Annotated in this window: 20 protein-coding genes and 1 riboswitch; of the genes, 8 read left to right on the forward strand and 12 right to left on the reverse strand. The window is 70.9% G+C overall.

Features of this window, described 5'->3' with window-relative positions; genetic code table 11:
* Nucleotide 1: 1 nt before the first annotated feature.
* From ACFV5H_RS02415 to hisC, 5 genes are all read right to left on the reverse strand, one after another.
* On the reverse strand, nt 2–1,054 hold the full coding sequence (locus ACFV5H_RS02415; protein ID WP_385046985.1) for a M23 family metallopeptidase: 1,053 nt from the start codon (nt 1,052–1,054) through the stop codon (nt 2–4).
* A 150-nt stretch (nt 1,055–1,204) separates the two neighbouring features.
* Entirely contained in the window at nt 1,205–4,699 is a 3,495-nt protein-coding gene (gene cydD / locus ACFV5H_RS02420; protein ID WP_385046982.1) for a thiol reductant ABC exporter subunit CydD, read from the reverse strand.
* Between the two features lie 12 nt (nt 4,700–4,711).
* The gene (gene cydB, locus ACFV5H_RS02425) at nt 4,712–5,716 is read right to left on the reverse strand and encodes a cytochrome d ubiquinol oxidase subunit II (protein WP_385046980.1); all 1,005 of its coding nucleotides are present in this window, start codon (nt 5,714–5,716) and stop codon (nt 4,712–4,714) included.
* Nucleotides 5,717–5,736: 20 nt separating this feature from the next.
* A complete protein-coding gene (locus tag ACFV5H_RS02430) occupies nt 5,737–7,242 on the reverse strand; it encodes a cytochrome ubiquinol oxidase subunit I (RefSeq protein ID WP_385046977.1) in 1,506 nt (501 codons plus the stop codon).
* A 239-nt stretch (nt 7,243–7,481) separates the two neighbouring features.
* Complete coding sequence (hisC, locus tag ACFV5H_RS02435; protein ID WP_385192359.1) at nt 7,482–8,561, reverse strand: histidinol-phosphate transaminase; 1,080 nt, start codon at nt 8,559–8,561, stop codon at nt 7,482–7,484.
* 441 nt (nt 8,562–9,002) lie between these two features.
* Between hisC and ACFV5H_RS02440 the strand changes: the two genes are divergently transcribed.
* From ACFV5H_RS02440 to ACFV5H_RS02450, 3 genes are all read left to right on the forward strand, one after another.
* Nucleotides 9,003–10,115, forward strand: coding sequence for a LacI family DNA-binding transcriptional regulator (locus ACFV5H_RS02440; RefSeq protein ID WP_385046970.1), 1,113 nt, complete (start codon nt 9,003–9,005; stop codon nt 10,113–10,115).
* A gap of 553 nt (nt 10,116–10,668) precedes the next feature.
* On the forward strand, nt 10,669–11,760 hold the full coding sequence (locus ACFV5H_RS02445) for a metallophosphoesterase (protein ID WP_385046967.1): 1,092 nt from the start codon (nt 10,669–10,671) through the stop codon (nt 11,758–11,760).
* A 183-nt stretch (nt 11,761–11,943) separates the two neighbouring features.
* Nucleotides 11,944–12,813 carry a hypothetical protein gene (locus ACFV5H_RS02450; RefSeq protein ID WP_385046965.1) on the forward strand — a complete coding sequence of 290 codons (870 nt, stop codon included), beginning with the start codon at nt 11,944–11,946 and terminating at the stop codon, nt 12,811–12,813.
* Nucleotides 12,814–12,906: 93 nt separating this feature from the next.
* On the opposite strand, the gene ACFV5H_RS02455 is transcribed toward ACFV5H_RS02450, so the two are convergent.
* The 3 genes from ACFV5H_RS02455 to thiC all read right to left on the reverse strand — a co-directional run bounded on the left by ACFV5H_RS02455 (nt 12,907) and on the right by thiC (nt 17,832).
* The gene (locus tag ACFV5H_RS02455) at nt 12,907–14,367 is read right to left on the reverse strand and encodes a VWA domain-containing protein (protein WP_385192362.1); all 1,461 of its coding nucleotides are present in this window, start codon (nt 14,365–14,367) and stop codon (nt 12,907–12,909) included.
* 266 nt (nt 14,368–14,633) lie between these two features.
* Nucleotides 14,634–15,737 carry a hypothetical protein gene (locus ACFV5H_RS02460; protein WP_385046959.1) on the reverse strand — a complete coding sequence of 368 codons (1,104 nt, stop codon included), beginning with the start codon at nt 15,735–15,737 and terminating at the stop codon, nt 14,634–14,636.
* Nucleotides 15,738–16,020: 283 nt separating this feature from the next.
* Complete coding sequence (gene thiC / locus ACFV5H_RS02465; protein WP_385192365.1) at nt 16,021–17,832, reverse strand: phosphomethylpyrimidine synthase ThiC; 1,812 nt, start codon at nt 17,830–17,832, stop codon at nt 16,021–16,023.
* A riboswitch (TPP riboswitch) is annotated at nt 17,825–18,014 on the reverse strand. Its footprint overlaps the gene before it by 8 nt.
* Before the next feature lie 72 nt (nt 18,015–18,086).
* On the opposite strand from thiC, the gene ACFV5H_RS02470 reads away from it, so the two are divergent.
* Nucleotides 18,087–19,517 carry a YibE/F family protein gene (locus ACFV5H_RS02470; RefSeq protein WP_385192367.1) on the forward strand — a complete coding sequence of 477 codons (1,431 nt, stop codon included), beginning with the start codon at nt 18,087–18,089 and terminating at the stop codon, nt 19,515–19,517.
* Between the two features lie 67 nt (nt 19,518–19,584).
* Here ACFV5H_RS02470 and ACFV5H_RS02475 read toward each other — a convergent pair whose 3' ends face one another.
* The 4 genes from ACFV5H_RS02475 to ACFV5H_RS02490 form a co-directional block, all read right to left on the reverse strand.
* Nucleotides 19,585–20,019 carry an SsgA family sporulation/cell division regulator gene (locus ACFV5H_RS02475; protein ID WP_189557243.1) on the reverse strand — a complete coding sequence of 145 codons (435 nt, stop codon included), beginning with the start codon at nt 20,017–20,019 and terminating at the stop codon, nt 19,585–19,587.
* Between the two features lie 98 nt (nt 20,020–20,117).
* Nucleotides 20,118–20,948, reverse strand: coding sequence for an IclR family transcriptional regulator (locus tag ACFV5H_RS02480; protein ID WP_385192369.1), 831 nt, complete (start codon nt 20,946–20,948; stop codon nt 20,118–20,120).
* Between the two features lie 193 nt (nt 20,949–21,141).
* Nucleotides 21,142–21,354 (reverse strand): DUF5326 family protein, encoded by a 213-nt coding sequence (locus ACFV5H_RS02485; RefSeq protein ID WP_361746897.1) that lies wholly within the window; start codon nt 21,352–21,354, stop codon nt 21,142–21,144.
* 149 nt (nt 21,355–21,503) lie between these two features.
* A complete protein-coding gene (locus ACFV5H_RS02490) occupies nt 21,504–21,821 on the reverse strand; it encodes a cupin domain-containing protein (protein WP_385046948.1) in 318 nt (105 codons plus the stop codon).
* Between the two features lie 59 nt (nt 21,822–21,880).
* On the opposite strand from ACFV5H_RS02490, the gene ACFV5H_RS02495 reads away from it, so the two are divergent.
* The 4 genes from ACFV5H_RS02495 to ACFV5H_RS02510 all read left to right on the forward strand — a co-directional run bounded on the left by ACFV5H_RS02495 (nt 21,881) and on the right by ACFV5H_RS02510 (nt 25,042).
* Nucleotides 21,881–22,258 carry a phage holin family protein gene (locus tag ACFV5H_RS02495; protein WP_073933356.1) on the forward strand — a complete coding sequence of 126 codons (378 nt, stop codon included), beginning with the start codon at nt 21,881–21,883 and terminating at the stop codon, nt 22,256–22,258.
* 5 nt (nt 22,259–22,263) lie between these two features.
* On the forward strand, nt 22,264–22,755 hold the full coding sequence (locus tag ACFV5H_RS02500; RefSeq protein ID WP_385046945.1) for a low molecular weight protein-tyrosine-phosphatase: 492 nt from the start codon (nt 22,264–22,266) through the stop codon (nt 22,753–22,755).
* The gene (locus ACFV5H_RS02505) at nt 22,752–23,921 is read left to right on the forward strand and encodes a cystathionine gamma-lyase (protein WP_385046942.1); all 1,170 of its coding nucleotides are present in this window, start codon (nt 22,752–22,754) and stop codon (nt 23,919–23,921) included. The genes ACFV5H_RS02500 and ACFV5H_RS02505 overlap by 4 nt, the downstream gene beginning before the upstream one ends.
* A gap of 215 nt (nt 23,922–24,136) precedes the next feature.
* Nucleotides 24,137–25,042 carry a LysR family transcriptional regulator gene (locus ACFV5H_RS02510; RefSeq protein ID WP_385046939.1) on the forward strand — a complete coding sequence of 302 codons (906 nt, stop codon included), beginning with the start codon at nt 24,137–24,139 and terminating at the stop codon, nt 25,040–25,042.
* The last annotated feature ends 49 nt before the right edge of the window (nt 25,043–25,091 follow it).

Genomic DNA, 25,091 nt, shown 5'->3' on the forward strand with positions numbered 1-25,091 from the left:
CTCAGAGCGACACCCCGTGCCGCGCCAGCCACGGCACGGGGTCCACCGCCGACCCCGTCTCCGGCGTGACCCGCACCTCGAAGTGCAGATGCGGGCCCGTGGAGTTGCCGCTGGTGCCGGACTGGCCGATCCACTGTCCGGGTTCGACCCTCTCCCCCTGGTCGACGGCGACGGCCGCAAGATGGGCGTACTGCGTGTAGTAGCCGCCCGCGTGCCGGATCACGATCTCGATGCCGAAGGCGCCCCCGCAGGACACCTTCACCACCTCCCCGGCGCCCGCGGCCCGCACCGGCGTGCCGATCGGCACCGCGAAGTCCTGCCCGGTGTGCCGGTTCGCCCACCGGGCACCGCCGCTGCCGTAGGAGGCGGACAGTTCGTACGTCTCCACCGGCGCCACCCAGCTGGTGGTGAACCGCGTCCTGGGCCGGTCGAGACGGACCGCGCCGCGACAGGCGCCGGCCGCGACGGAGGCGTCCGCCTGGCCCTGGAGTTTCCACCGCGCCGCTTCGAGCTTCCGCTCGATGCCCTGTCGCAGGGTGGCGAGCTCCGTGTTCCGCTCTTCCAGTCTCTGCCATGCCGCCGCGGCCTTCGCCTCGTCGCGGGCGAGCCGGGCCTCGGCCCGCTCGCTCTTGCCGATCGCATTGTCGAGCGACATCTCCGCCTGTCGCACCACCCGCTGACCGCGCATCAGCTCTTCGGGGTCGTCGGCGAGCAGCATGTGCGCGGTGAGCGGCAGCCCGCCGCCGTCCCGGTACTGGGAGCTCGCGATCCGGCCCAGGTCCTCGTGCAGCACGGCCATCTCCCGCCGCTCCCGGCCGAGCCGCTCCTCCAGCCGCTGCCCCTTGGCCCGCTGCTCCTCGGCCTCGCGCCGGCCGGCCTCGTACCGCTCCGTCGCCGCCGCCGCTTCCTCGTACAGCCGCGCCACCTCCGCGCTGACGCCGGACACGGAGCCGTGACCGGGGGCGTGGTCGCCGTCGGCGGGCCGGGCGGCGACCACGGCGAGCGCGCACAGCAGCACGGCGGTGAGCAGCGGATGGCGGCGGGTGAAGCGCATGACTGCGATCCTGGCCCCCACCCCGGCGCACGGCCCTGTTCATGTCGTACACATGGGGGACCACTGGCCCCGTACGGACCAGCGATACCGCCGAACAGCCGTCTTTCTCTCCGCGCTTGACGTCCCGTCACGCGGAAGGCGTCCACCGGGCTAGCGTGCCGCCACCAGGAGTCCGGCCTGCTCCTCCCGGCGTGCCATCGCCCGCAACGGACCGGCGGCGGCCACCAGTTCGGCGTACGGACCGCGCTGCACCACCCGTCCCTCGTCCAGCACGACCACCTCGTCCACCGCCTCCAGACCGGCCAGCCGGTGGGTGATGAGCAGCGTCGTACGGCCCTCGGTGGCGGCCAGCAGGTCGGCGGTGAGCGCGTCGGCGGTCGGCAGGTCGAGGTGTTCGGCGGGTTCGTCCAGCACCAGCACGGGGAAGTCCGCGAGCAGCGCCCGGGCGAGGGCCAGCCGCTGCCGCTGGCCGCCGGACAGCCGCGCCCCGTGCTCGCCGACGAGCGTGTCGAGCCCGTCGGGCAGGCCGTCGGCCCACTCCAGCAGCCTGGCCCGGCGAAGAGCGTCGCGCAGTTCGTCCTCGGTCGCGTCCTTCCTGGCGAGCAGCAGGTTCTCCCGTACCGAGCTGTTGAAGAGGTGCGCGTCCTGCGCGCACAGTCCGACCAGCCTCCGCACGTCGTCGCCGTCCAGGGCGTACGCGTCCACCCCGGCCAGGGTGTAGGCGCCCGCGTCCGGGTCCAGGAACCGCAGCAGCGCCTGCGCGAGGGTCGTCTTCCCGGAGCCGGACGGGCCGACCACCGCGATCCGGCGGCCCCGTTCCAGCGTCAGGTCCACCCCGGCGAGCGCGTCCCGGTCCTGCCCGGGGTGCCGGGCGGCCAGCCCCTCGACCACGAGCGGGAACGGCGACGCGGGCGCCTGCCGGGGCGCCTCCGGTTCCCGTACGGGCACCGGGGCGTCCAGGACCTCGTACACGCGCTCGGCGCTCCGGCGCACCCGCTGCCGGTACTGCACGGCGAGCGGCATCCCTAGGACGGCCTCGAACGCGGCCAGCGGGGTGAGGACGACGACGGCGAGGGCCACACCGTCCAGCCGGCCGGCGGCCACGGCCTGGACGCCGACGAGGGCGGCGCCCGCGACGGTCAGTCCGGAGACCAACGCGGTGAGCCCGTCGCCGAGCGCGGTGGCGGTGGCGGCGCGCGAGGCGATCCGGGTGAGCGTGCCGTCGGCCCGGCGCGCCTCTGCGGCCCGCGCGGGCAGGGCACCGGCGACGGTCAGCTCGGCGGTGCCGGTGAGCAGATCGGTCACGCGGGTCGCGAGGACGCCCCGCGCCGGTGCCAGCCTGCGCTCCGCACGCCGGGCCACGGCACCGGTCAGCAGGGGCACGCCGGCGCCCGCCGCGAGCAGCCCGGCCGCGAGGACGGCCCCGGCCTCGGGCAGCAGCCAGGCGGTGAAGCCGACGGACAGGGCGGAGACGGCGACGGCCGCACCGGCCGGCAGCAGCCAGCGCAGCCAGTAGTCCTGGAGCGCGTCCACGTCGGAGACCAGCCGGGAGAGCAGGTCGCCCCGGCGGGTGCCGCGCAGTCCGGCGGGCGCCAGCCGCTCAAGGCGCCGGTACACCGCGACCCGGGTGTCGGCCAGCATGCGCAGCACGGCGTCGTGCGACACGAGCCGCTCGGCGTAGCGGAACACGGCCCGGCCGATGCCGAAGGCGCGGGTCGCCGTCACGGCCATCATCAGATACAGCACGGGCGGCTGCTGGGAGGCCCGGGAGATGAGCCACCCGGAGGTCGCCATGAGCCCGACGGCGCTGCCCAGGGCGAGGGTGCCGAGCAGCAGCGCGAGGGTGATCCTCCCCCGCCGGGCGCCGGACAGGGCACGGACGCGGGCGAGGACACCACCCGGGACCGTGTCCGCCTCGGGACCGGCGGACCCGCTGACCGGTACGGGGCCGGCTTCCGCGGCCGACGCGGGGTCGGCCGCCCGGCGTACGGGCTCCCCGTGGACGCCCGCGGGAGCCGGCTCGGCGAGCCGCACCACCCGGTCCGCGACGGCCAGCAGCGCAGGCCGGTGCACCACGAGCAGCACCGTCCGTCCGACGGCCAGCCGCCGCACCGCCGCCACGACATCGGCCTCGGTGGCGCCGTCCAGCGCGGCCGTCGGCTCGTCGAGCAGCAGGACGGGCCGGTCCGCGAGGAACGCACGGGCCAGCGCGAGCCGCTGCCGCTGCCCGGCCGACAGTCCCGTTCCGTCCTCACCGAGCACGGTTTCGGCACCGTCGGGCAGCGCGTCCACGAACTCCAGCGCCCCGGCGTCCCGCAGGGCGCGCCGCACGGCGTCGTCGTCCGCGTCGGGCCGGGCCAGCCGTACGTTCTCGGCGATCGTCCCGGCGTACAGGTGCGGCCGTTGCGGCACCCAGGCGACGCGGCCGTGCCACTCGGCGAGGTCGAGTCCGGCGAGGTCGGCTCCCCCGATCCGCACCCGGCCCCCGGTGGGGCGGACGAACCCGAGCAGCACGTTCAGCAGGGTCGACTTGCCCGCGCCACTCGGTCCGACGAGCGCGACCGTCTCCCCAGGGGCGACGGTGAAGGACACGCCCGTCACCGCGTCCGTGGACCGGCCGGGGTGGCGGACCGTCACGTCCTCGAAGGCGAGGGCACCCGTCGGCACCGCCGCCGTCCCCGGCGCGGGCACGGGCGTCTCCAGTACCGAGAAGATGTCCTCAGCCGCTCCCAGCCCTTCCGCCGCCGCGTGGTACTGGGCGCCGACCTGCCGCAGCGGCAGATATGCCTCGGGCGCCAGGATCAGGACGATCAGACCGGTGTAGAGATCCAGCTCGCCGTAGACGAGCCGCATTCCGATCGTCACGGCGACCAGCGCCACCGACAGCGTGGCGAGCAGTTCCAGCGCAAAGGAGGAGATGAAGGCGATCCGCAGTGTCCGCATGGTCGCCCGCCGGTACTCGGCGGTGATCCGGCGGATCGACTCCGCCTGCGCCTTGGCCCGTCCGAAGACCTTCAGCGTCGGCAGTCCTGCGACGACGTCCAGGAAGTGGCCCGACAACCGGGACAGCACCAGCCACTGCCGGTCCATCCGGGACTGGGTGGCCCAGCCGATCAGCACCATGAAGACCGGGATGAGCGGCAGGGTGCCCACGATGATCGCCGCCGAGACCCACTCCTCGGTGACGATCCGCGCCAGCACCGCCACCGGGACGACCACCGCGAGTCCCAACTGGGGGAGGTAACGCGAGAAGTAGCCGTCGAGGGCGTCGACCCCACGGGTGGCCAGGGCGACCAGCGATCCGGTGCGCCGGCCGTCCAGCCACCCCGGTCCCAGCGCCGTCGCCCGCTCCAGCAGCCGCCCCCGCAGCTCCGACTTGACCGCGGCGCTCGCCCGGTGCGCGGCCAGCTCGGTCAGCCAGCCGACCAGCCCGCGGCCGGCCGCGACGACGACGAGAAGCAGCAGGGGGGTGCCGAGTCCACCGGCGGACAGCCCGTCCTGGAACGCGCCCACCACGATCTCGGCGATGAGCATGGCCTGGGCGATGACCAGCACCGCCCCGAAGGCCCCCAGGCCGACGACCGCCGCCAGGAAGCCACGGGTGGCGCGGGCGTACCGGAGCAGGCGCGGATCGATCGGTTTCACGTGAAACACACCTCAGTGCACGGGATCGGCGATGTGCTGGGTGCCGATCCGCTTGCGGAACACCCAGTACGTCCAGCCCTGGTAGAGCAGCACCACCGGTGTGGCGATCACCGCGAGCCAGGTCATGATCTTCAGGGTGTAGGGACTGGAGGAGGCGTTGGTGACGGTCAGGCTCCAGTCGGCGTCCAGGGTGGACGGCATGACGTTCGGGAACAGCGTCAGGAAGAGCATCGCCACCGCGGCCACGATGGTGAGGCCGGACAGGGTGAACGACCATCCTTCGCGGCCCGCCCGGTTCGCCAGCAGGGCTGCGACCAGTGCGGCGACCGCCACGACCAGCGCGACCAGGCTGCTGCCGTCGCCGCGGTCGGCCTGGGTCCACAGCAGGAAGGCCGACGCCAGTACGGCGGTGACGAGACCGACGCGCAGGGCCAGCCTCCGTGCCCGCTCCCGGATCTCACCGACCGTCTTCAGCGCCGTGAACACCGTGCCGTGGAAGGTGAACAGCGTCAGCGTGACCAGGCCGCCCAGCAGGGCGTACGGGTTGAGCAGGTCCCAGACGTTGCCCACGTACTCGAACTCGGCGTCGATCTTCACGCCGTGCACGATGTTCCCGAAGGCCACGCCCCACAGGAAGGCCGGGAGCAGCGAGGTCCAGAAGATCGCCGTCTCCCAGTTGCGCTGCCAGTTCTCCTCCGGCCGCTTGGCCCGGTACTCGAAGGCGACACCGCGGACGATCAGACAGACCAGGATGAGCAGCAGCGGCAGGTAGAAACCGGAGAAGAGGGTGGCGTACCACTCGGGGAAGGCGGCGAAGGTCGCGCCGCCGGCCGTGAGCAGCCACACCTCGTTGCCGTCCCAGACGGGGCCTATGGTGTTGATCAGTACCCGCTTCTCGGCGCGGTCGCGGGCGAGCAGCCGGGTGAGGATGCCGACCCCGAAGTCGAAGCCCTCCAGGAAGAAGTAGCCGGTCCACAGGACGGCGATCAGGACGAACCAGACGTCGTGCAGTTCCATGACGGTGCAGCTCCCTCGGCCTAGTACGAGAAGGCCATCGGCCTGTCGGCGTCACGGTGGTCGCCGCCGAGCTTCGTGGGCGGGTTGAGGTCGGAGTCACTGAGCTCGGGCGGGCCCGCCTTGACGTACTTGGCGAGCAGCCTGACCTCGATGACGGCCAGGACGGCGTAGAGCAGGGTGAAGACGGACATCGAGGTGATGACCTCGGCCGTGGAGACACCGGGGGAGACGGCGTCCTCGGTCCGCATCACTCCGTAGACGACCCAGGGCTGCCGGCCCATCTCGGTGAAGATCCAGCCCCAGGCGTTGGCGATCAGCGGGAACGCCATGGTCCACAGCGCCAGGAGCCAGTACAGCCGGGTGAGCCGGGAGCCGAGGGGCTGCTTCAGCAGCACCAGGTGCGGGACCTCGTCCTCGCCGGTGCGGTGGGCGGCCGGGAGCAGGAACTTCTTGCGGGTGAGCCACAGGCCGAGCAGACCGAGCGAGAAGGAGGCCATGCCGAAGCCGATCATCCAGCGGAAGCCCCAGTAGGCGACCGGAACGATGGGCTTGTAGTCGCCGGGGCCGAACTTCTCCTGGAGGGCCTCGTTGGTGTCGTTGATGCCGGGCACGTACGACTCGAAGTCGCTGTGGGCGAGGAAGGACAGCAGGCCGGGGATCTCCAGGGCGACCTTGTTGTGGCCCTGGTCGACATCGCCGTAGGCGAACACGGAGAACGGCGCCGGTTCCTCGCCGTCCCACAGGGCCTCGGCGGCGGCCATCTTCATCGGCTGCTGCTCGTACATGACCTTGCCGAGGGTGTCGCCGCTGATCGCGGTGAACAGTCCGCCGACGGCCAGGGTGACCAGGCCGAGCCGGAGCGAGGTCCGCATCACCGGGATGTGCTTCTTGCGCATCAGGTGGAAGGCGGCGATGCCCACCATGAAGGCGCCGCCGGTCAGGAAGGCCGCCGAGAAGCTGTGGAAGACCTGGTTGAGGGTGGTGTTCTGGGTGAGCACCAGCCAGAAGTCGGTGAGCTCGGCCCGGCCCTTCTCCTCGTTGATCCGGTAGCCGACCGGATGCTGCATCCAGGAGTTGGCGGCGAGGATGAAGTACGCCGACAGCAGGGTGCCGATCGAGACCATCCAGATGCAGGCCAGGTGGATCCTCTTGGGCAGCTTGTCCCAGCCGAAGATCCACAGCCCGATGAAGGTGGACTCGAAGAAGAAGGCGATCAGGGCCTCGAAGGCGAGCGGGGCACCGAAGACGTCACCGACGAACCGCGAGTAGTCGGACCAGTTCATGCCGAACTGGAACTCCTGCACGATGCCGGTGACCACACCCATCGCGATGTTGATCAGGAAGAGCTTGCCCCAGAACTTCGTCGCCTTGAGGTACTTCTCCTTCTCCGTGCGCACCCAGGCGGTCTGCAGCCCCGCGGTGAGGGCGGCGAGGGAGATCGTCAGGGGAACGAAGAGGAAGTGGTAGACGGTGGTGATACCGAACTGCCATCGCGCCAGGGTCTCCGGCGCCAGAGCCAGATCCACGTCGTCGCTCCTTACTTCGCCGTGGTCGCGGCGGCCTGCTTGATCCCGTTCGTCCCCGACATCTCGGAAGAAAACGGGATGCGCTTGTGAACGCGTTCACATTCACAAGCAATTATGACCTACTGCTTTTCCGACCGGGAAGGGGGGTCCCCTGTGACGTCGACCCCTCCGCGCGCGCTTCCGGCACACACGAAGGCGGCCGGCGGGCAAGCCGCCGACCGCCTGGACATGCGCGCTGGTCAGAGCTGCCTGCGGAAGCCTTCCGTCACCTTCAGGAAGATGTCGTTCGCCTCGGTCTCGCCGACCGTGACCCGCACGCCCTCCCCGGGGAACGGCCGGACGACCACACCCGCCTGCTCACACGCCTGCGCGAACGCCGCCGTGCGCTCCCCCAGCCGCAGCCAGACGAAGTTGGCCTGGGTCTCGGGCACCGTCCAGCCCTGGTCCCGCAGCGCGTCCATCACGCGGTTGCGCTCACAGACCAGCGAGCCGACCCGGCCGATCAGCTCGTCCTCGGCGCGCAGCGAGGCGATCGCCGCGTCCTGCGCGATCTGGCTCACCCCGAACGGCACCGCCGTTTTGCGCAGCGCCGCCGCCACCGGCTCGTGGGCGATGGCGAAACCGACGCGCAGCCCCGCCAGGCCGTACGCCTTGGAGAAGGTCCGCAGGACGCAGACGTTGGGCCGCTCGCGGTAGATCTCGACGCCGTCCGGCACCTCGGTGTCCCGGATGAACTCGCGGTAGGCCTCGTCGAGCACCACCAGGACATCGCTCGGCACCCGGTCGAGGAAACGCTCCAGCTCGGCCCGCCGCACGACCGTGCCGGTCGGGTTGTTGGGGTTGCAGACGAAGACGAGCCGGGTCCGGTCGGTGATCGCCTCGGCCATCGCGTCCAGGTCGTGCACATCGCCCGGGGTCAGCGGCACCTTGACCGAGGTGGCACCGCTGATCTGCGTGATGATCGGGTACGCCTCGAAGGACCGCCAGGCGTAGATCACCTCGTCGCCCGGGCCCGCCGTGGCCTGCACCAGCTGCTGGGCGACACCGACCGATCCGGTGCCGGTGGCCACATGGGACACCGGGACGCCGAAGCGCTCGGACAGCTCGGCCATCAGCGCCGTACAGGCCATGTCCGGGTACCGGTTGAAGGAGGAGGCCGCGGCCGTCACGGTCTCCATCACGCCCGGCAGCGGCGGATAGGGGTTCTCGTTGGAGGACAGCTTGTACGCCACCGGTCCGTCGGCCGCCGCCGGCTTGCCCGGCTTGTACGTGGGGATCCCCTCCAGCTCGGCGCGCAGCTTGGGGCTCGTCTCGCTCACCGCAGTCCTCCTCGCGAAGACCGGCGGCACCTGTGTCCGCCGCCGACATCCAATACTGCTCACCTTAAGAGGATTCGCCGCCGCTGCGTAGAGGAGCGGCGGATGCTCACGCCTGCCTCGTACGCCACAGCGGCAACAAGGGCAACGTAACCCGAAGGTGTACGAATGGCGTGCGGGCCAGGGGCGCGCCGTACATATATCTACGCGCCGGTGGCTTGCGCCGTGGCGCGCGTCCCCCGTGCAGGTGAGTTGAGACCTCTTCGCAACATCGCACCCACGGCAGGCTCGCATGCGCCGACACGCCAGCTCCTGGCATGGGAACGTTCAACGTCCTTTACTTCCAAGGCAATTGGTTATAAATGATCATGCAGAAACGTGCCTGTCGATGCGTGCATATGCGTCCGCCCTACCCCACCGCATGAGCCCTACTATCGGCTCGCCATGACAGCAGCAGGGAAGCACCAGGTGAGCCGCGCGGATACCTCACGCCGAAGCAGCCGGCCGGAACGAGCGGGCATCAGGGACGTGGCCGCCGCCGCCGGAGTCTCCATCACGACCGTCTCCGACGCCCTCAACGGCAAGGGCAGGCTCCCGGACGCCACCCGGCGCCACGTCCGCGAGGTGGCCGACAGACTGGGGTACCGCCCCTCGGCCGCCGCCCGTACGCTCCGCACCGGAAAGTCCGGACTCATCGGCCTGACCGTGACGACGTACGGGGATGAACCTTTCACCTTCACCGAGTTCGCGTACTTCGCCGAGATGGCGCGCGCCGCCACCTCCGCCGCGCTCGCCCGCGGCTACGCCCTCGTCATCCTGCCCGCGACCTCCCGCCACGACGTGTGGTCCAACGTCGCCCTGGACGGCACGGTCGTCATCGACCCCTCCGACCAGGACCCGGTCGTCAGCGAGCTGGTCCGCCAGGGCTTACCGGTCGTCTCCGACGGCCGCCCGGCCGGCTCGCTGCCGGTCACCGCCTGGGTCGACAACGACCACGAGGCCGCCGTGACGGGCATCCTCGACCACCTCGCCGACGCCGGCGCCCGCCGCATCGGCCTGCTCACCGGCACCACCACCGACACGTACACCCACCTGTCGACCACCGCGTATCTGCGCTGGTGCGAGCGTGTGGGCCAGGACCCGGTCTACGAGGCCTACCCCGCGCACGATCCGTGCGCGGGCACCGTCGCCGCCGACCGGCTGCTCGCCCGCCCCGACCGGCCCGACGCCGTCTACGGCCTGTTCGATCCGAACGGCACCGACCTGCTCGCCGCCGCCCGCCGCTACGGCCTGCGCGTCCCGGACGACCTGCTGCTCGTCTGCTGCAGCGAGTCCGCGGTCTACGCCAACACCGAGCCGCCCGTCACCACGCTCTCCCTCAAACCGCGTCGCATCGGCACGGCGGTGATCCAGCTGCTCATCGACGCCATCGAGGGGGTCGACTCGGACCAGCCGGTGGAGCAGGTCATACCGACCGAGCTGATCGTGCGGACCTCCTCGCAGCGGCGTCCGCCTCGTACGACGGTCAGCCCGCCGAGGTCGCCGAAGGGGTCGTGAGGCGGGGAGCCCGCTCGGGGTCGCATCGTGGGTCGGGGGTGTGGTGGTGCGGCGAGGCCGCCGTAGTCGGGCTCGTACCGTGCCGCCACGGTGGGCCGGGGTGGGGACCGGGTGTGCGGCGGCCTCCGCCGCACCACCACACCCCGCTCCCGTGGATCGGCGCCTGCGGGAGCCCTGGTGGCCGGGGCAGGGGCCCCGGTGGGGTGTGTCGCCGTCGGGGTGTGGAGCTTCCGCTTCCGGAGGGGGGAAGCGGCAGTTCCGCGGCATCCCCGGGGGAGAGGAACGAAAGGGCTCTCCGGTCGCCCCTCCGGGCGAAACAGGTGGGCCCCCGGAACACGACGGTGGCCGGTCACTGGCGGAAAGTGCGCGGCAGGGACGAGTCCAGGGCGGACGAAGACCGGCTCAAACGGGGCGAAAGCCGCGGCGAACCGGAGTCTTGCTCTGATTCACCACCCCTGGGTCATCACACGGCGCGATCCGCATTCCTATGATGGGCCCACGACACCGCGGGCCGCTGCGACCAGGCAGTCCGACGCGGTGCAGAAGCGGCGCGATGGTGGAGGGGTCGATGACTCAGGGGGCCGGTCAGGGACCCGAGGTGGAGCGGACGGCGACGTTGCGCGACTTCCGGGTGCCCGCGTACGTCCACGAGACCGGTCCGTACGCCCAGAGCACACACCCCGGCGACGTCGTCCCGCCCTCCGAGGAGACCTACCCGGAGGGATACACACCCACCCAGCGGGACCTCCCCGTCATCAATCGGGGTGACACTGTTCAGGTGACCGTCGACCCCGCGTCCGTCCCCGCCCCGCAGCCCGCCACCGGCCAGGGACCGCTGTACGTGGTCGGCGACGTCCACGGCTATCTCGACGAACTGGTGGCCGCCCTCCAGGAGCAGGGCCTGCTCGACTCGGCGGGCCAGTGGTGCGCCGGCACCGCGCGGCTGTGGTTCCTCGGCGACTTCACCGACCGCGGCCCGGACGGCATCGGCGTCATCGACCTCGTGATGCGGCTGTCCGCCGAGGCCGCCGCCGCCGGCGGCTACTGCAAGGCCCTCATGGGCAACCACGAGCTGCTGCTGATCGGCGCCAAGCGGTTCGGCGACACCCCCGTCAACTCCGGGGCCGGCACCGCCACCTTCCAGGCGGCCTGGCTGCTCAACGGCGGGCAGAAGACCGACATGGACCGTCTCCAGGACCACCACCTGCAGTGGATGTCCCGCCTCGACGCCGTCGAGGCGGTCGACGGCCATCTGCTGCTGCACTCCGACACCACCGCCTACCTCGACTACGGCCGCTCCATCGAAGAGGTCAACGACACCGTCCGCGAGACGCTCACCCGCAACGACGCCGACGAGGTCTGGGACCTGTTCCGCAAGTTCACCAAGCGGTTCTCCTTCCGTGACGAGGGCGGCGCCGACGCGGTGCGCTCCCTGCTGGATACGTACGGCGGCACCCGGGTCGTTCACGGCCACAGCCCGATCCCCTATCTGACGGGCCAGGTCGGTTCCGAGGACGGCGAGGACGACAGCGGCCCCGTGGTCACCGGACCTCATGTCTACGCCGACGGACTCGCCATCGCGATGGACGGCGGGGTCACCATGGCCGGAAAACTGCTGGTCCAGCAACTGCCGCTGGTCGTCTGACGGTTCAGCGGGCCGTGCCCGTGCGGCCCGCAACCGCCCCGTGCACGTGCCAATTTCGGTAAACCCCCTGTCACCGCGCGCCGTCACCGCTCTACCATCGGCTTATCCGTAGCAGGCTCCCCTCCGTTTCTGCCCGACGGCTCGTCAGCATGCCGAGCCCCAAGCCCTACGGAGCATCGGGGGATGCACATGAACAGCGTTCCGCAGCACCTGCTGAGCGAGGACCGCCAGGAATACCAGCGGATTCTCGATGAGGCGCTGCGCTCCGCACCACACCACCCGGAACTGGCCGCGGTCGGACAGCGGCTCAACTCGGAACAACTGCGCACGATGGCACTCGACGCCACGGCGATCATCACGACGGCTGCGGCGACCGAGTACCAGCACTATGTGAAGGTCCGCGAGGAACGGCGCCGGCCACCGGAGTCGTCCATCTCGTCCGTCCGCGAGTCCGGCTCCACCGAACCGGGCACGAACCCGATGGGGCTCGCCGCCACCATGGGAGAGGTCGCCGAGACCACCGGGGCCGGTGCCGTCGCCGTCGTCGCCGTCCTGGCACCCGTCCTGGCCGGAACCGCGGCCGCGATCTTCCTGCTCGTCGGCTACATCCTGCGGATGCTCGACCCCGACGCCGCGTTCGCCCGGACCATGCTCACCACGGGGTGGGTGTTCGGCGCGGTGACGGCGGTCGCCATCCTCGTCGCCGCCGTGGGCCTGCTGCTCACCGCACTGCGCAACAAGCCCTCGGCGCTCGGCAGGTCGTACGACGAACTCGACGAGGAAGTGACCCTGGCCAGGGACGCCTGGCGCGAGGCCCTGCTGGAGCGGGGGATCCTGCCGTTCCTGCGGGACGCGCTCACCGACCCGGCGACGGTCACCGCGCTGCAGCACACGGCGCCACCCCCGCCGACCAGCCGTATCCCGCACCTGGGGTACGACCGGCCGGGCTTCTCCAGCCCGGGGGAGGGAGCGGCCCGTGGCACACGGCCGAGCTACTCCAGTCCGGACTACTCGAGCCCGGACTTCGGGGGACCGGAGCACCAGCCGGAGTAGCCGGGCGGCCCGTCCGTCGGCTTGCGCTCTCCGTACCGGAGGCGCGAGCCGGATGGACGGATCCGGCGACGGGCCGGACGGTCGGGCCGGGTCTCAGAGGATTCCCGCCCGTCCCGCGGCCGTGATCCACTGCGGGAACTCGGAGAGCAGACGGTCGTACAGCTCCGCGTCCGGCACGGTGCTGATGTCGTCGACGGCGAAGAACCCGACGTTGTCGACGCGGCGTCCCGGCAGCGTGTCGAACCGCTCCAGCACACCGTAATGGGACTTGCCCAGCCCAACGAACTGCCAGAAGACCGGTTCCTCCACCGCCTCACGGAGCTCGTGCTCGATCTCCTTGTTGCGGTAGACGCCGCCGTCGGAGAAGAACAGGACGAGGGTCGGAGCGGACGCGGGATTGCCCCGGACGAACGCCCGCACCTCGGCGATGACCTTCTGCTCCTCGTTCTGGATGCCCACGTCCCGCATGTCGACCTGGCTGGGCTCCAGCCCTTTCTTCCGCCCGCGCCGGAACAGGCCCACCTCCCCCACCCGCACATGCAGCCGCAGCCACTCGGGAAGCTCCCCCAGCCGCAGATCCGGCAGCCGGGCCGGGTTCGAGGCGAACGTCCAGGCCTGCATCTCGCCGTCGTCGTCCAGCTGCGCGGCGACCGCCGCCATCCGCTCGACGACGTCGGCCACGACCCCCTTGGAGTACAGGAAGGACATGGACCCGGAGGCGTCGAGTACGAGGATGACGCGCGCGGTGACCTCGGCGGCCCCGTGCTTGCGCAGACTGACCGCCACCTGTTCCTTGCGCAGCGACAACCGCTTGCGCATGTCGACGGGCAGCCTCTCCTCGCCCTTGGTGAGCCGCGGAGCACCGGGGTGGGGGTGGGGCACGGCAGACTGCTGGGCGGGCGCGACCGGCACGGCGGGAGGCACGGACGGGGGCGGCGGAACCGGGGCCGAGGTGGCCGCGGGCGAGACCGGCGGGACCGGAGGCGTGGTGGCCGCGGGGGAGGCGGACGAGGCCGGGGGCGCGTCGTCCACGGTGATGCCGAAGTCCGTGGCAAGACCCGCGAGCCCGGAGGCGTACCCCTGCCCCACCGCCCGGAACTTCCACTTCCCCTGCCGCCGGTACAACTCGCCGCCGATGAAGGCGGTCTCCGTCCCCGCCGCCATGTCGAACCGGGCCAGCTCGGTCCCCGCCCCGGCGTCGAGCAGCCTGAGCACCAGTCCGGGCACCTGCCCGAACGTCCCGCCGTCCGCCGACGCGCACAGCACGATCCGCTCGACCACCCCTTCCACGGCCCCCAGATCCACCTCCACGGTGTCGGTCGTGTCCCGCGCTCCGCGCTGTTTCCCGAGATGCGTCACGGCGCCGGACGTGTGACGAGGCTGGTTGTAGAAGACGAAGTCCCCGTCGTCCCGCACCCGCCCGGCCTCCGTGAGGAGCAGCGCCGAGGCATCGATGTCGGGCACACCGGCCCCGGCCGCCCAAGCGAGCTCAACGCGCACCACGCGGGCATCGACGGGAAGATTGGACCCCTTGCTCATCGGACTCGCTGTCATGGGGCCAGTCTGCCCACCCGCCCCGGCGAAGGGGAGGGGCCACCACACCTGCCGCGCTGCGGAAGCGGCACCCACGGCGGGCACCGCCTCCGCGCCGCCTGCGGCGAACGCCCGGCCCGTGATCGGCAGGCGCACGCGGTTGCCCGTGGCCGCGAACCCCTTCGGCTTCCGGGCCGCACCCTCCTCGGTCTCGTCCCGGCTTCCGCCGTGTTCACGACGGATGTCCCGGGGGATCTCCATCGATGACCGCACGAGGCCGGTGTGCACTACAGGCGGCGGAGAACCTGCGCCTCGACCCGTTCGACGGTCGAGCGGCTGAAGGCGTGCACGAGAGCGAGGTGGAACAGCGCGGGTGCCGTCGCCGCCCACCGGTGGACGCGGTCCTCCCGCAGCAGGTACCTGACCACCGTCGCCGGACGGAAGGGGACGAAGTCGATGGTCCGGTGCTCCCACCGGTCAGCCACGCCCCGGCTCATGCGCGTCTGGAGGCCCGTGCTCCCGAGGTCCTTCAGCCGTGCGTGGAAGTGGGCGCTCCAGCCCCGGCCGTCCACGTCCAGCACGAAGGCCAGGAGGTCGAGCGAGTATTCGTGGGGCTCCAGGGACAGTTCCTCCCGCATTCCGCGGCGGGCCACCGCGTGGAGATCAGGTGCGTTCCTCCCGGAGGAATCGATGTGTCTCGACAGTCCCTCGTTGACGGAGGAGTTCCAGACGCCCGGTGCCGTACGGACCCGATCGCTGCGTCGGGTCACCACGAGCATGTCGTCGGCGGTGACCACCGCGACATTGACGCCCAGGCTGCACTGCAGGAAGGAGGGGGCCTTCAACGGCTCGTCCGGATCCAGGTAACGGGACCGGGGCGTCGTACCGTCCGGAAGCCGGCGGTCGAGTTGTCGTGCGGCCAGGAAGGTGTAGTAATCGGTCGGACGGAGCCTCAGGTGCACCTCGGACTTCTCTTCGAGAGCGGTACGGGAGACGTCCAGGGAATCGACGGCGTACCGCGGACCGTTCCACAGCGGAGCTCCTCCCTCCGTTTGCAGCCGCTCGCTCTCCTCGGCTATCTCGTCCCGCCAGCCGGTCATGTCCGGAGGCAGTTCCACCTCGTCGTCCAGTACGTGGACATGAATGGCCTCGGGCGATATGGGAGTCTCCCCGTCGCCTTCGACGATCAGTGCGGGGGTGTGCAACGGCCCGAGGGAGAAAGCCCGCCAGGCGGGACCCGACTCCTCCCGGCGCCCCAGGCTCCGTATCACGCTCGTCGAACGCCTGCGGAGCCGGAACCACGCGTCCTGCAGGGGCTGTTGGAACAACACGGCGAACAACATGCCGAGCACGGCGCCCACGACGCCGTTGAGTACATCGATCCCGTCCATGGTCAGCGACAGTAGAGATCATGACGTGGCCGAGCGCCATCGTGCTGCTTCCGTTATGAGGCCGCTCCCCCACGCAGGCGCGGGAACCTGAGCACGGAGTGAGGCGAGAGGTACCCGGTCGGTCCGACGGTTCGGCGCGCACGGCGTTGCCCGCCGCTCCACGACCAGGACCCGGGCGGCGACCCGGTGGGGCTCCGCCGGTACCCGCACGACACCACGAGATGACGGAGCCGGAGCATCCGGTCCGGTGCGCGGCACACCGGACCGGATGCCCGAGAAGGACTCAGTCCGCCAGCGGGAGGTACACCCGGTTGCCCGCCTCGGCGAACTCCCTGGACTTCTGGAGCATGCCCTCGGCGATCTCCTCGGGGGAGACCCCCTCGGCCGCCGTACCGCCGAACCGCTCCGTGATGCTTTGGCTGATCTTCATGGAACAGAACTTCGGGCCGCACATCGAGCAGAAGTGGGCCGTCTTGGCGGGTTCCGCCGGCAGGGTCTCGTCGTGGAACTCGCGTGCCGTGTCCGGGTCGAGGGCGAGGTTGAACTGGTCCTCCCACCGGAACTCGAAGCGGGCGTCGGACAGCGCGTCGTCCCACTCCTGGGCACCCGGGTGGCCCTTGGCGAGGTCGGCGGCGTGGGCGGCGATCTTGTAGGTGATGACGCCGGTCTTGACGTCGTCACGGTTGGGCAGGCCCAGGTGCTCCTTGGGCGTGACGTAGCAGAGCATGGCCGTGCCCCACCAGGCGATCATCGCGGCGCCGATGCCGGACGTGATGTGGTCGTACGCGGGCGCGACGTCCGTCGTCAGCGGGCCGAGCGTATAGAACGGGGCTTCATCGCAGATCTCCTGCTGAAGGTCGATGTTCTCCTTGATCTTGTGCATCGGGACGTGCCCCGGGCCTTCGATCATGGTCTGAACGTTGAAACGCTTCGCGACCGTGTTGAGTTCCCCGAGCGTGCGCAACTCCGCGAACTGCGCCTCGTCGTTGGCGTCCGCGATGGACCCGGGCCGCAGACCGTCGCCGAGCGAGTACGTGACGTCGTACGCGGCGAGGATCTCGCAGAGCTCCTCGAAGTTCTCGTACAGGAACGACTCCTTGTGGTGCGCCAGACACCACGCGGCCATGATCGAGCCACCGCGCGAGACGATGCCGGTCTTGCGGTTCGCGGTGAGCGGCACGTACGCCAGGCGCACGCCCGCGTGGACCGTCATGTAGTCCACGCCCTGCTCGGCCTGCTCGACGACCGTGTCCTTGTAGATCTCCCAGGTCAGTTCCTCGGCCCGGCCGTCGACCTTCTCCAGGGCCTGGTAGAGCGGCACGGTGCCGATGGGGACGGGGGAGTTGCGCAGCACCCACTCGCGGGTGGTGTGGATGTTCCGGCCGGTGGAGAGGTCCATGACCGTGTCGGCGCCCCAGCGGGTCGCCCAGGTCATCTTCTCGACCTCCTCCTCGATGGAGGACGTCACCGCCGAGTTGCCGATGTTGGCGTTGACCTTCACCAGGAACCGCTTGCCGATGATCATCGGCTCGATCTCCGGGTGGTTGACGTTGGTCGGCAGCACCGCACGGCCCGCCGCGATCTCCTCACGGACCACTTCGGGCGCGACGTTCTCCCGGGTCGCCACGTACTCCATCTCGGGTGTGATCTCGCCGCGGCGCGCGTACGCCAGCTGTGTGACCGCCTGGCCCGCGCGGCCCCGGCGCGGCAGGCGCGGCCGGCCGGGGAACACGGCGTCCAGATTGCGCAGGCCCCCGCGCGGAGAGGTGTGCTTGATCCCGTCGTCCTCGGGACGGACGGGACGGCCCGCGTACTCCTCAGTGTCGCCGCGGGCGGTGATCCAGTTCTCCCGCAGCGGGGCCAGGCCCCGGCGGACGTCGGTGTCGACGAGCGGATCGGTGTACGGGCCCGATGTGTCGTACAGCGTGACCGACCGCCCGTTGGTGAGGTGCACCTGACGGACCGGCACCCGCAGGTCGGGGCGTGTGCCCTCGACGTACGCCTTGTGCCAGCCGATGGACTTCCCGGCCTCCGTGTTCTCCTCCTGGGCGGAGTTCTGCGTGGAGGCAGGCGTGCGTGCGTCCTTGTTGGTCATGAGACCTACTCCCTACGCCGGCATTACCCGGTAACAGGTTCGGCGGTCGACGCAGCGGTTTCCGTCTGCCGACGTTCCGTGGGAAACATCACTCGCCTTCGGTGATGTTTCATGTGAAACGTCGCTGGGACGGAGGTCAGCGCCCTCTCAGCCCGGTGCTCCGAGCTCCCGCGTGTACAAAAGCGACTCCACGCTAGCGTCATTTCTGGCGCGGTGAACAGAGGGCCCCATCCCGTTCTTGCGATGATCGGGCGGTGACCCCCACTCAACCTCCTCCGTTTCCACCGCCCGAACCGTCACGCGCGCCCGGCGCCGGAGACGGCGGCGGCCACGCCCACGGGCACGCCCATGGGCACAGCCACGGTCACGGCCCGGCGGCGCCCGTCTCCCAGCACCTGCGCAAGGTCATCGCGGCGATCCTCATCCCGTTCGCGGCGGCGGTGCTGATCGGGCTCGCCGTGCTGTGGCCGGGCGGCGCCCCGGCGCACGAGCGCACCGGCGTCGGTTTCGACCGGCAGACGCAGCACGCCACGGTCACCAAGGTGGTCGAGCTGAGCTGTCAGTCCGTCAACGCCTCCGGAGGCGTACCGACCGGCGACACCTCCACCGCCGAGGGCTCCTCCGCCCAGCAGCAGGCGGACGGCGCCTGCAAGAAGGCGACGATCCGGGTCGACACCGGTGACGACAAGGGCCGTACGTTCAACGAGATCGTGCAGCCGGACCAGTCCCGGCAACTGCACGAGGGCCAGAAGGTCGTGGTGGCCTACGAGCCCTCCGCGCCCGAGGACCTCCAGTACTCGGTCACCGATGTGAACCGGCGCTTCCCGATGGCGCTGCTCGCGGGCATCTTCGCGCTCGCCGTCGTGGCCGTGGGACGGCTACGCGGCGTCATGGCGCTGGTCGCACTGGCGATCAGCTTCCTGGTGCTCAACTTCTTCATCCTGCCCGCGATCCTGCAGGGGTCGAACCCACTGGTCGTGGCGGTGGTGGGGGCGAGCGCGATCATGCTGATCGCGCTGTATTTGTGTCATGGGCTGTCGGCGCGTACGTCGGTGGCGGTGCTCGGCACACTGATCTCGCTGCTGCTGATCGGCTTCCTGGGTTCGGTGTTCATCGGGTGGGCCGCACTGACCGGCAACACCGACGACAACACCGGTCTGATCCACGGGCTGTATCCCGGGATCGACATGAGCGGTCTGCTGCTGGCCGGCGTCATCATCGGTTCGCTCGGTGTCCTCGACGACGTGACGGTCACCCAGACGTCCGCGGTCTGGGAGCTGCACGAGGCCAACCCGTCGACGGGCTGGCGCGGGCTGTACCGCGCGGGCATCCGCATCGGCCGCGATCACATCGCGTCCGTGGTCAACACGCTGGTCCTCGCCTACGCGGGCGCCGCGCTGCCGCTGCTGCTGCTGTTCTCCATCGCGCAGAGCAGCGTGGGGACGGTCGCCAACAGTGAGCTGGTCGCGGAGGAGATCGTACGCACCCTGATCGGCTCGATCGGCCTGGTGGCCTCGGTGCCGGTGACCACGGCCCTGGCCGCACTGGTGGTCTCGGCCGACCGCCCGACGGCTCAGGCACGGGCGCAGGGAGCCGGACCGGCACAGACGCAGGGAGCCGGGCAGGCACCGGAGGCGCGGCCGGCCGTGGGGCGCGGCGGGCGGGGCAGACGCCGTAAGCGCTGATGTCCCGCGTGGCGGGCGGAGCGCGCTGAAGCGTTCCGCCACCGGTCCACCCGACTGGCGTAACGCTTCAGCCGGCGCTCTGCTCCGCCAGGATCCGGTCCAGTGCGTCGTCGAGGTGGGCGTCGAAGTCGGCGAGCGCCCCCTCCTGGCCCAGTGGCACCAGCTTGTCGGTGCGGTCGAGGAAGGCCACGAGCGGCGCCGTCGACGAACGGAACAGTGCCTGGTCGCTGCCGACCTGAAGCCGGATCAGCACCTCGCCCAGCATGTCAGGATCCACCGGCGAGACGCGTACGTCACCCTCCCCGCACGGCCGTCCGACGCCGTCGATCAGCAGCTCCCGGCCGAACGCCCAGGTCACGGGGGCGTCCCCCGGCAAGTGGAAGGTCAGCCGCACGGCGTAGGGATCACAGGTGTCGTAGCGGAGCTCCACCGGGATGCGGAAGGACAGCTCCTCCGACACGAGAAAGCTCATCATGACCTCTGCCTGTACGGATTCGCGCATCGCCTACCCCGTCATTCGCCACGGACTGGCCGGGCATGGACCCTGACACCAGAGGGAATCTTGCTGAACGTACACAGCAGATCACAAGGAGTGAGTTTTCAGATACTGATAGACAGCGTGAGTGACCCGACGAAATGCTCCATCTCGGCCTGCAGTCGCTGTGCTGCGGGGACGAGCCGGTCGGCCTGGTGCGTGGGCAGCGAGATGGCCACCGACGCGGCCACGGAGCCGACGGTGACGGGGATCGCCGCGCAGACCGTGCCCAGCACGTACTCCTGACGCTCCATCACGGGCCCCATGCGCCGCGTCCGCTCCAGGCGCCTCAGCAGGCTGTGGTCGTCGCGCACGGTGTACGGCGTGACGGACCGCACGGGGTGGCGGTCGAGGTGGTCACGGCGGGCGTCCTCGTCGAGCTGGGAGAGCAGGCACTGGCCGATCGCGTGGGCGTGTCCGGTCTCCCGGAAGTCGGCCCACTCCTCGACCGCGGGGTGGGCGGGGGTGTCGGAGACACAGACGACGTCGATCTCGCCCTCGCGGTACACGGCGTAGTACACGGGGGCTCCGATCGCGTCCCGCCAGCGGGCGAGGGTGTCGGCCACCGTGCTGCGACGTTTCTGCTCCGCTCCGCTGCTGCTCAGCCGCTCCGCCGCCTCCCCCAGGAAGAACAGCCCCTTGTCGCGGCGCAGATAGCCCTCGTGCACCAGGGTGCGCAGCAGGTGGTACGTGGTGGGGAGCGCCAGTCCGGTCTCGCGGGCCAGTTGTTTGGCCGGAGCCCCGTAGCCGTGCCCGGCGACGGTCTCCAGCAGGCGCATGGCTCGCTGGACGGAGCCGATGAGCGTGGCGGTGGGCGGCGGTGCGGGTGGCGCCGGCGAGCGGGGCTGCGGGGGGACCGCGGTCAGCTGCGCGGAGCCGGTGCCAGTCGTGGCCAAGGGTCACTCCCGAAACGCGAGGGGGCAGCCCGTGCGGGGAACACGGGTGGGGGTTGCCGCTCGCGGGGATCGTCCCCGCGTCGAGTTCCGGACTCTAACGGGCTGTCACCGCGTGCGGACGGCCCGCCGGAGAAACTTCCCCCGCCCGAGGGAACCGGTGATTCCTGTTACCGCTTCACCGGTCCCCCTCGGCTCACCAGTCGCTGCGCGACGAGGAACTCGATGTGAACTTCCGTACGACGTAGATCAGTCCGCCGACCAGCGCCACGAAGACCAGCGCCTTGAAGAGCAGTCCGATCACGAAGCCGACCACGCTCGCTATCAGCCCGCCGAACACGACCAGGGCGATGACCGGCACCGCGATCCACTTCACCCACCACGGCAGTCCCGCGAAGATCTCTCGCATCGCCCTCGTCCTTACCTCTCCGCCCGCCGAGTGCCGGGTCGTGTCGATGATGTCCTGCACTCGATGCTAGGGCGGCGGGTGCTCCGGCGGAGGGCTCGGAGCCCTTGTCCGTCCCTGACCGTTCCCCTAGGGAACCCCGACGGCGCCCCTCAGCTCTCGGGGGGAGAGAACACCACCAGAACCCGCAGGTCCTCGCTGATGTGGTGGAACCTGTGGGCCACTCCGGCCGGTACGTACACGACGCTGCCGCGTGCCACCTGGGTGGTCTCCATGCCGACGGTGATCGCCGCGCGGCCGCTGACGACGAAGTACACCTCGTCCTGACTGTGCGGCTGCTGCGGGTCCTGGGCGCCGGCGTCCAGGGCGTAGAGGCCGACCGACATGTTCCGCTCGCGCAGAAACTGCAGGTATGCCCCGTCGTTGGCGGCGCGCTCCGCCTCCAGTTCGTCCAGCCGGAATGCCTTCATCGCCTGTTCCGCCCCTGCCTCACTGCCCGAGTCCGATCGTGTCTGCCACGATCAGACACATGATGAATTTCCTAGTCAAGACGATCGCCAACGCGGGCGCCCTGGCGGTCGCGGTGTGGCTGCTCGACGACATCACCCTGACCGGTGACAGCACGGGCAAGGAGATCGGCACGCTGCTCCTGGTCGCGCTGATATTCGGACTGGTGAACTTCCTGGTCAAGCCGGTGGTGAAGCTGCTGAGCCTCCCCCTGCTCATCCTGACGCTCGGACTGTTCACCCTGGTGGTGAACGCGCTGATGCTGATGCTCACCTCCTGGCTCGCCGATCAGCTCGACCTGAGCTTCCACGTGGAGGGCTTCTGGACGGCCGTACTGGGCGGCCTGATCATCTCCGTCGTCTCCTGGGCGCTCAACGTCGTCCTGCCCGACGGGGACTGAAACCGATGACCTACCGCGTCTGTTTCGTCTGCACCGGCAACATCTGCCGCTCCCCGATGGCCGAGTCCGTCTTCCGCGCGCGGGTGGCGGAGGCCGGGCTCGACGGCCTGGTCGAGGTGGACAGTGCCGGTACGGACGGCTGGCACGAGGGCGAGGGCGCCGATCCCCGCACGGTGACCGTGCTGCGGGAGAACGGCTATGACGCCGGCCACACGGCCCGGCGGTTCGACCCGTCCCGGTTCGCCCGCCTCGATGCCGTCATCGCGCTCGACTCCGGCCACCTCGGGGCACTGCGCCGCCTCGCGCCCACACAACGGGACGCGGACAAGGTGCGTCTGCTGCGCTCCTACGATCCCGCCGCCGGCGACGATCTCGACGTCCCGGACCCCTACTACGGGGGCGCGGACGGATTCGACGCGTGTCTTGAGATGGTGGAGGCGGCGAGCACCGGACTGCTCGCCGCGGTACGTGAGCAGGTGGAAGGACGAGTGGCATGAACGATTCGACGACGGGCGCGGGCCACGGGCCGACGCTGCCGGACGGGGCGGGCGACGGCACCCGCGCGGTGCGGGCCGGACTGCCCGAGCCGGTCAAGCACGAGCCGACCCTGCCCGGGCCGGTGTTCGCCGCCCACTTCCATCTGCCGGGCGACCCCACCGGCCCGTACACCTACGGCCGGGACGAGAACCCGACCTGGACGCTGCTGGAACGGGCCATCGGCGAGCTGGAGGCGCCCGGCCGGGACGATGTCGAGGCCCTGGTGTTCGCCTCGGGCATGGCCGCGATCTCCTCGGTTCTCTTCTCCCAGCTGCGCGCCGGGGACACGGTCGTCCTGCCGAACGACGGCTACCAGGCCCTGCCCCTGGTGCGGGAGCAGCTGGAGACGTACGGCATCGAGGTGCGGACCGCGCCGACGGGCGGCGACGCCCAGCTCGAGGTCCTCGACGGCGCGAAGCTGCTGTGGATCGAGACGCCCTCGAATCCGGGGCTCGACGTGTGCGACGTACGACGGCTGGCCGAGGCGGCGCACGCGCGCGGTGCCCTGGTCGCCGTGGACAACACCCTCGCGACGCCGCTCGGCCAGCGCCCGCTGGAGCTCGGCGCCGACTTCTCGGTGGCCAGCGGCACCAAGCAGCTCACCGGGCACGGCGACGTGCTCCTGGGGTACGTCACCGGCCGGAACGCCGAGGCCATGACCGCCGTCCGCCGCTGGCGCAAGATCGTCGGTGCCATTCCGGGGCCCATGGAGGCCTGGCTCGCGCACCGCTCGATCGCCACGCTCCAGCTCCGCGTCGACCGGCAGAACGCCACCGCGCTGACGCTCGCCCGGGCGCTGCGGGAGCGGTCCGAGGTCACGGGGCTGCGTTATCCGGGGCTGCCCGACGACCCCTCGCACAAGATCGCCTCGCAGCAGATGCGGCGCTATGGGTGCGTGGTGTCCTTCACACTGCCCACGCGCGCGCGTGCCGACCGCTTCCTCGACGCGCTGCGGATCGTGGACGACGCGACGAGCTTCGGCGGCGTGCGGTCCACGGCGGAGCGGCGCGGGCGCTGGGGCGGTGACGCGGTGCCGGAGGGCTTCATCCGCTTCTCCGTGGGCGCCGAGGACCCGGAGGACCTGGTCGCGGACGTACTGCGCGCCCTGGACGCATCAGCCGGCTGACCGGCCGGGCCGGCAGGCGCCCGGCACACTGCGGCGGACGGTCCGAGCCTCCCCCCTCGTGGCTCGGACCGTCCTCGGTTCTGCGCGCGAAGAACCGCGCGACCAAGGCTAGTTGACTCAGTGTCAGTGTCCAATCACGGTAGCGACAGCGGCCTATCGACTTATTTATAGTTGGACGTCCGGGCCGGAGCCGGTCCGGCGAGGGAGGGTGTGGCGTGGATCTGGCCTTGCTGCGGACCTTCGTGACCGTGCACCGGGCCGGTTCCTTCACCCGCGCCGCCGCCCTGCTCGGCCTCTCCCAGCCGGCCGTCACCTCGCAGATACGGACGCTGGAACGGCAGCTGGGGCGGCCCCTCTTCCTTCGGCAGGCGCGCGGTGTGACACCGACGACCATCGGGGACGAGCTCGCCCACAAGGCGGCGCCACATCTCGACGCCCTGGTGGAGATAGCCGAGTCCGGGCTGGAGGAGGACTCCTCCTTACGGACGCTGCATCTGGCCGGCCCTCCGGAGTTCACCGCCGAGCGGGCACTGCCCGCGCTCACGGAGCTGACCGGCGAGGACGCCCAGAGCTTCGCCCTGCGCGCCTCCTTCGGCACCGCCGAGGAGGTCCTCGATGGGCTGTCCGCCGGACATCATGATCTGGCCATCGGCACGGTCCGGCCGCGCGGCGCCCTCCTCTCGGCGACCGCGCTCTGCGACGAGGAGCACGTCCTGGTCGCCGCCCCGCACTGGGCCGAGCGGATCGGCTCCGGCACGCTCCACCGCACGGGTCCGTCGGTCCTGGAACACGTCCCGGTGATCGAGGTGCACGAGTCGCTGCCCTTCGTCGCCCGCTACTGGGCCTCCGTCTTCGACTCCCGCCCCGTTGCCCCGGGCACCGTCATCGTCCCGGATCTACGCGCGGTGCTGGCCTGCACCGCCGCGGGAGCGGGGCTGGCGGTGCTGCCCCGCTACCTGTGCGCGGGCGCGCTCGGGCGGGGTGACGTGGTGCCCCTGCACGAACCGACAGTGCCTCCGCTGCGTACGTACTTCCTGGTGGTCCGCACCGGCACGCTGGCGATGCCGCACATCGCGCGGGCCCACGAGTGGCTGGAGCGGGCGGCCACCGGCTGGTGCTGACCCGCCGGTCCGGTGTCCCACCATGGGAAGCCGGCCGCTGCCCTCCCGC

This window comes from Streptomyces sp. NPDC059787 (assembly GCF_042732315.1).
Classification (GTDB): Bacteria; Actinomycetota; Actinomycetes; order Streptomycetales; family Streptomycetaceae; genus Streptomyces; species Streptomyces atrovirens.

Bases quoted from the DNA above. Each gene is read 5' to 3' on its own strand.
- ACFV5H_RS02490 (WP_385046948.1), bottom strand. From the start codon at position 21,821: ATGAAGGCATTCCGGCTGGACGAACTGGAGGCGGAGCGCGCCGCCAAC.
- ACFV5H_RS02445 (WP_385046967.1), top strand. From the start codon at position 10,669: ATGGTGGAGGGGTCGATGACTCAGGGGGCCGGTCAGGGACCCGAGGTG.
- ACFV5H_RS02505 (WP_385046942.1), top strand. From the start codon at position 22,752: ATGAACGATTCGACGACGGGCGCGGGCCACGGGCCGACGCTGCCGGAC.
- ACFV5H_RS02460 (WP_385046959.1), bottom strand. From the start codon at position 15,737: ATGGACGGGATCGATGTACTCAACGGCGTCGTGGGCGCCGTGCTCGGC.
- ACFV5H_RS02455 (WP_385192362.1), bottom strand. From the start codon at position 14,367: ATGACAGCGAGTCCGATGAGCAAGGGGTCCAATCTTCCCGTCGATGCC.
- ACFV5H_RS02500 (WP_385046945.1), top strand. From the start codon at position 22,264: ATGACCTACCGCGTCTGTTTCGTCTGCACCGGCAACATCTGCCGCTCC.
- ACFV5H_RS02415 (WP_385046985.1), bottom strand. From the start codon at position 1,054: ATGCGCTTCACCCGCCGCCATCCGCTGCTCACCGCCGTGCTGCTGTGC.
- ACFV5H_RS02485 (WP_361746897.1), bottom strand. From the start codon at position 21,354: ATGCGAGAGATCTTCGCGGGACTGCCGTGGTGGGTGAAGTGGATCGCG.
- ACFV5H_RS02475 (WP_189557243.1), bottom strand. From the start codon at position 20,019: ATGCGCGAATCCGTACAGGCAGAGGTCATGATGAGCTTTCTCGTGTCG.
- ACFV5H_RS02440 (WP_385046970.1), top strand. From the start codon at position 9,003: ATGACAGCAGCAGGGAAGCACCAGGTGAGCCGCGCGGATACCTCACGC.
- ACFV5H_RS02450 (WP_385046965.1), top strand. From the start codon at position 11,944: ATGCACATGAACAGCGTTCCGCAGCACCTGCTGAGCGAGGACCGCCAG.
- cydB (WP_385046980.1), bottom strand. From the start codon at position 5,716: ATGGAACTGCACGACGTCTGGTTCGTCCTGATCGCCGTCCTGTGGACC.
- ACFV5H_RS02495 (WP_073933356.1), top strand. From the start codon at position 21,881: ATGATGAATTTCCTAGTCAAGACGATCGCCAACGCGGGCGCCCTGGCG.
- thiC (WP_385192365.1), bottom strand. From the start codon at position 17,832: ATGACCAACAAGGACGCACGCACGCCTGCCTCCACGCAGAACTCCGCC.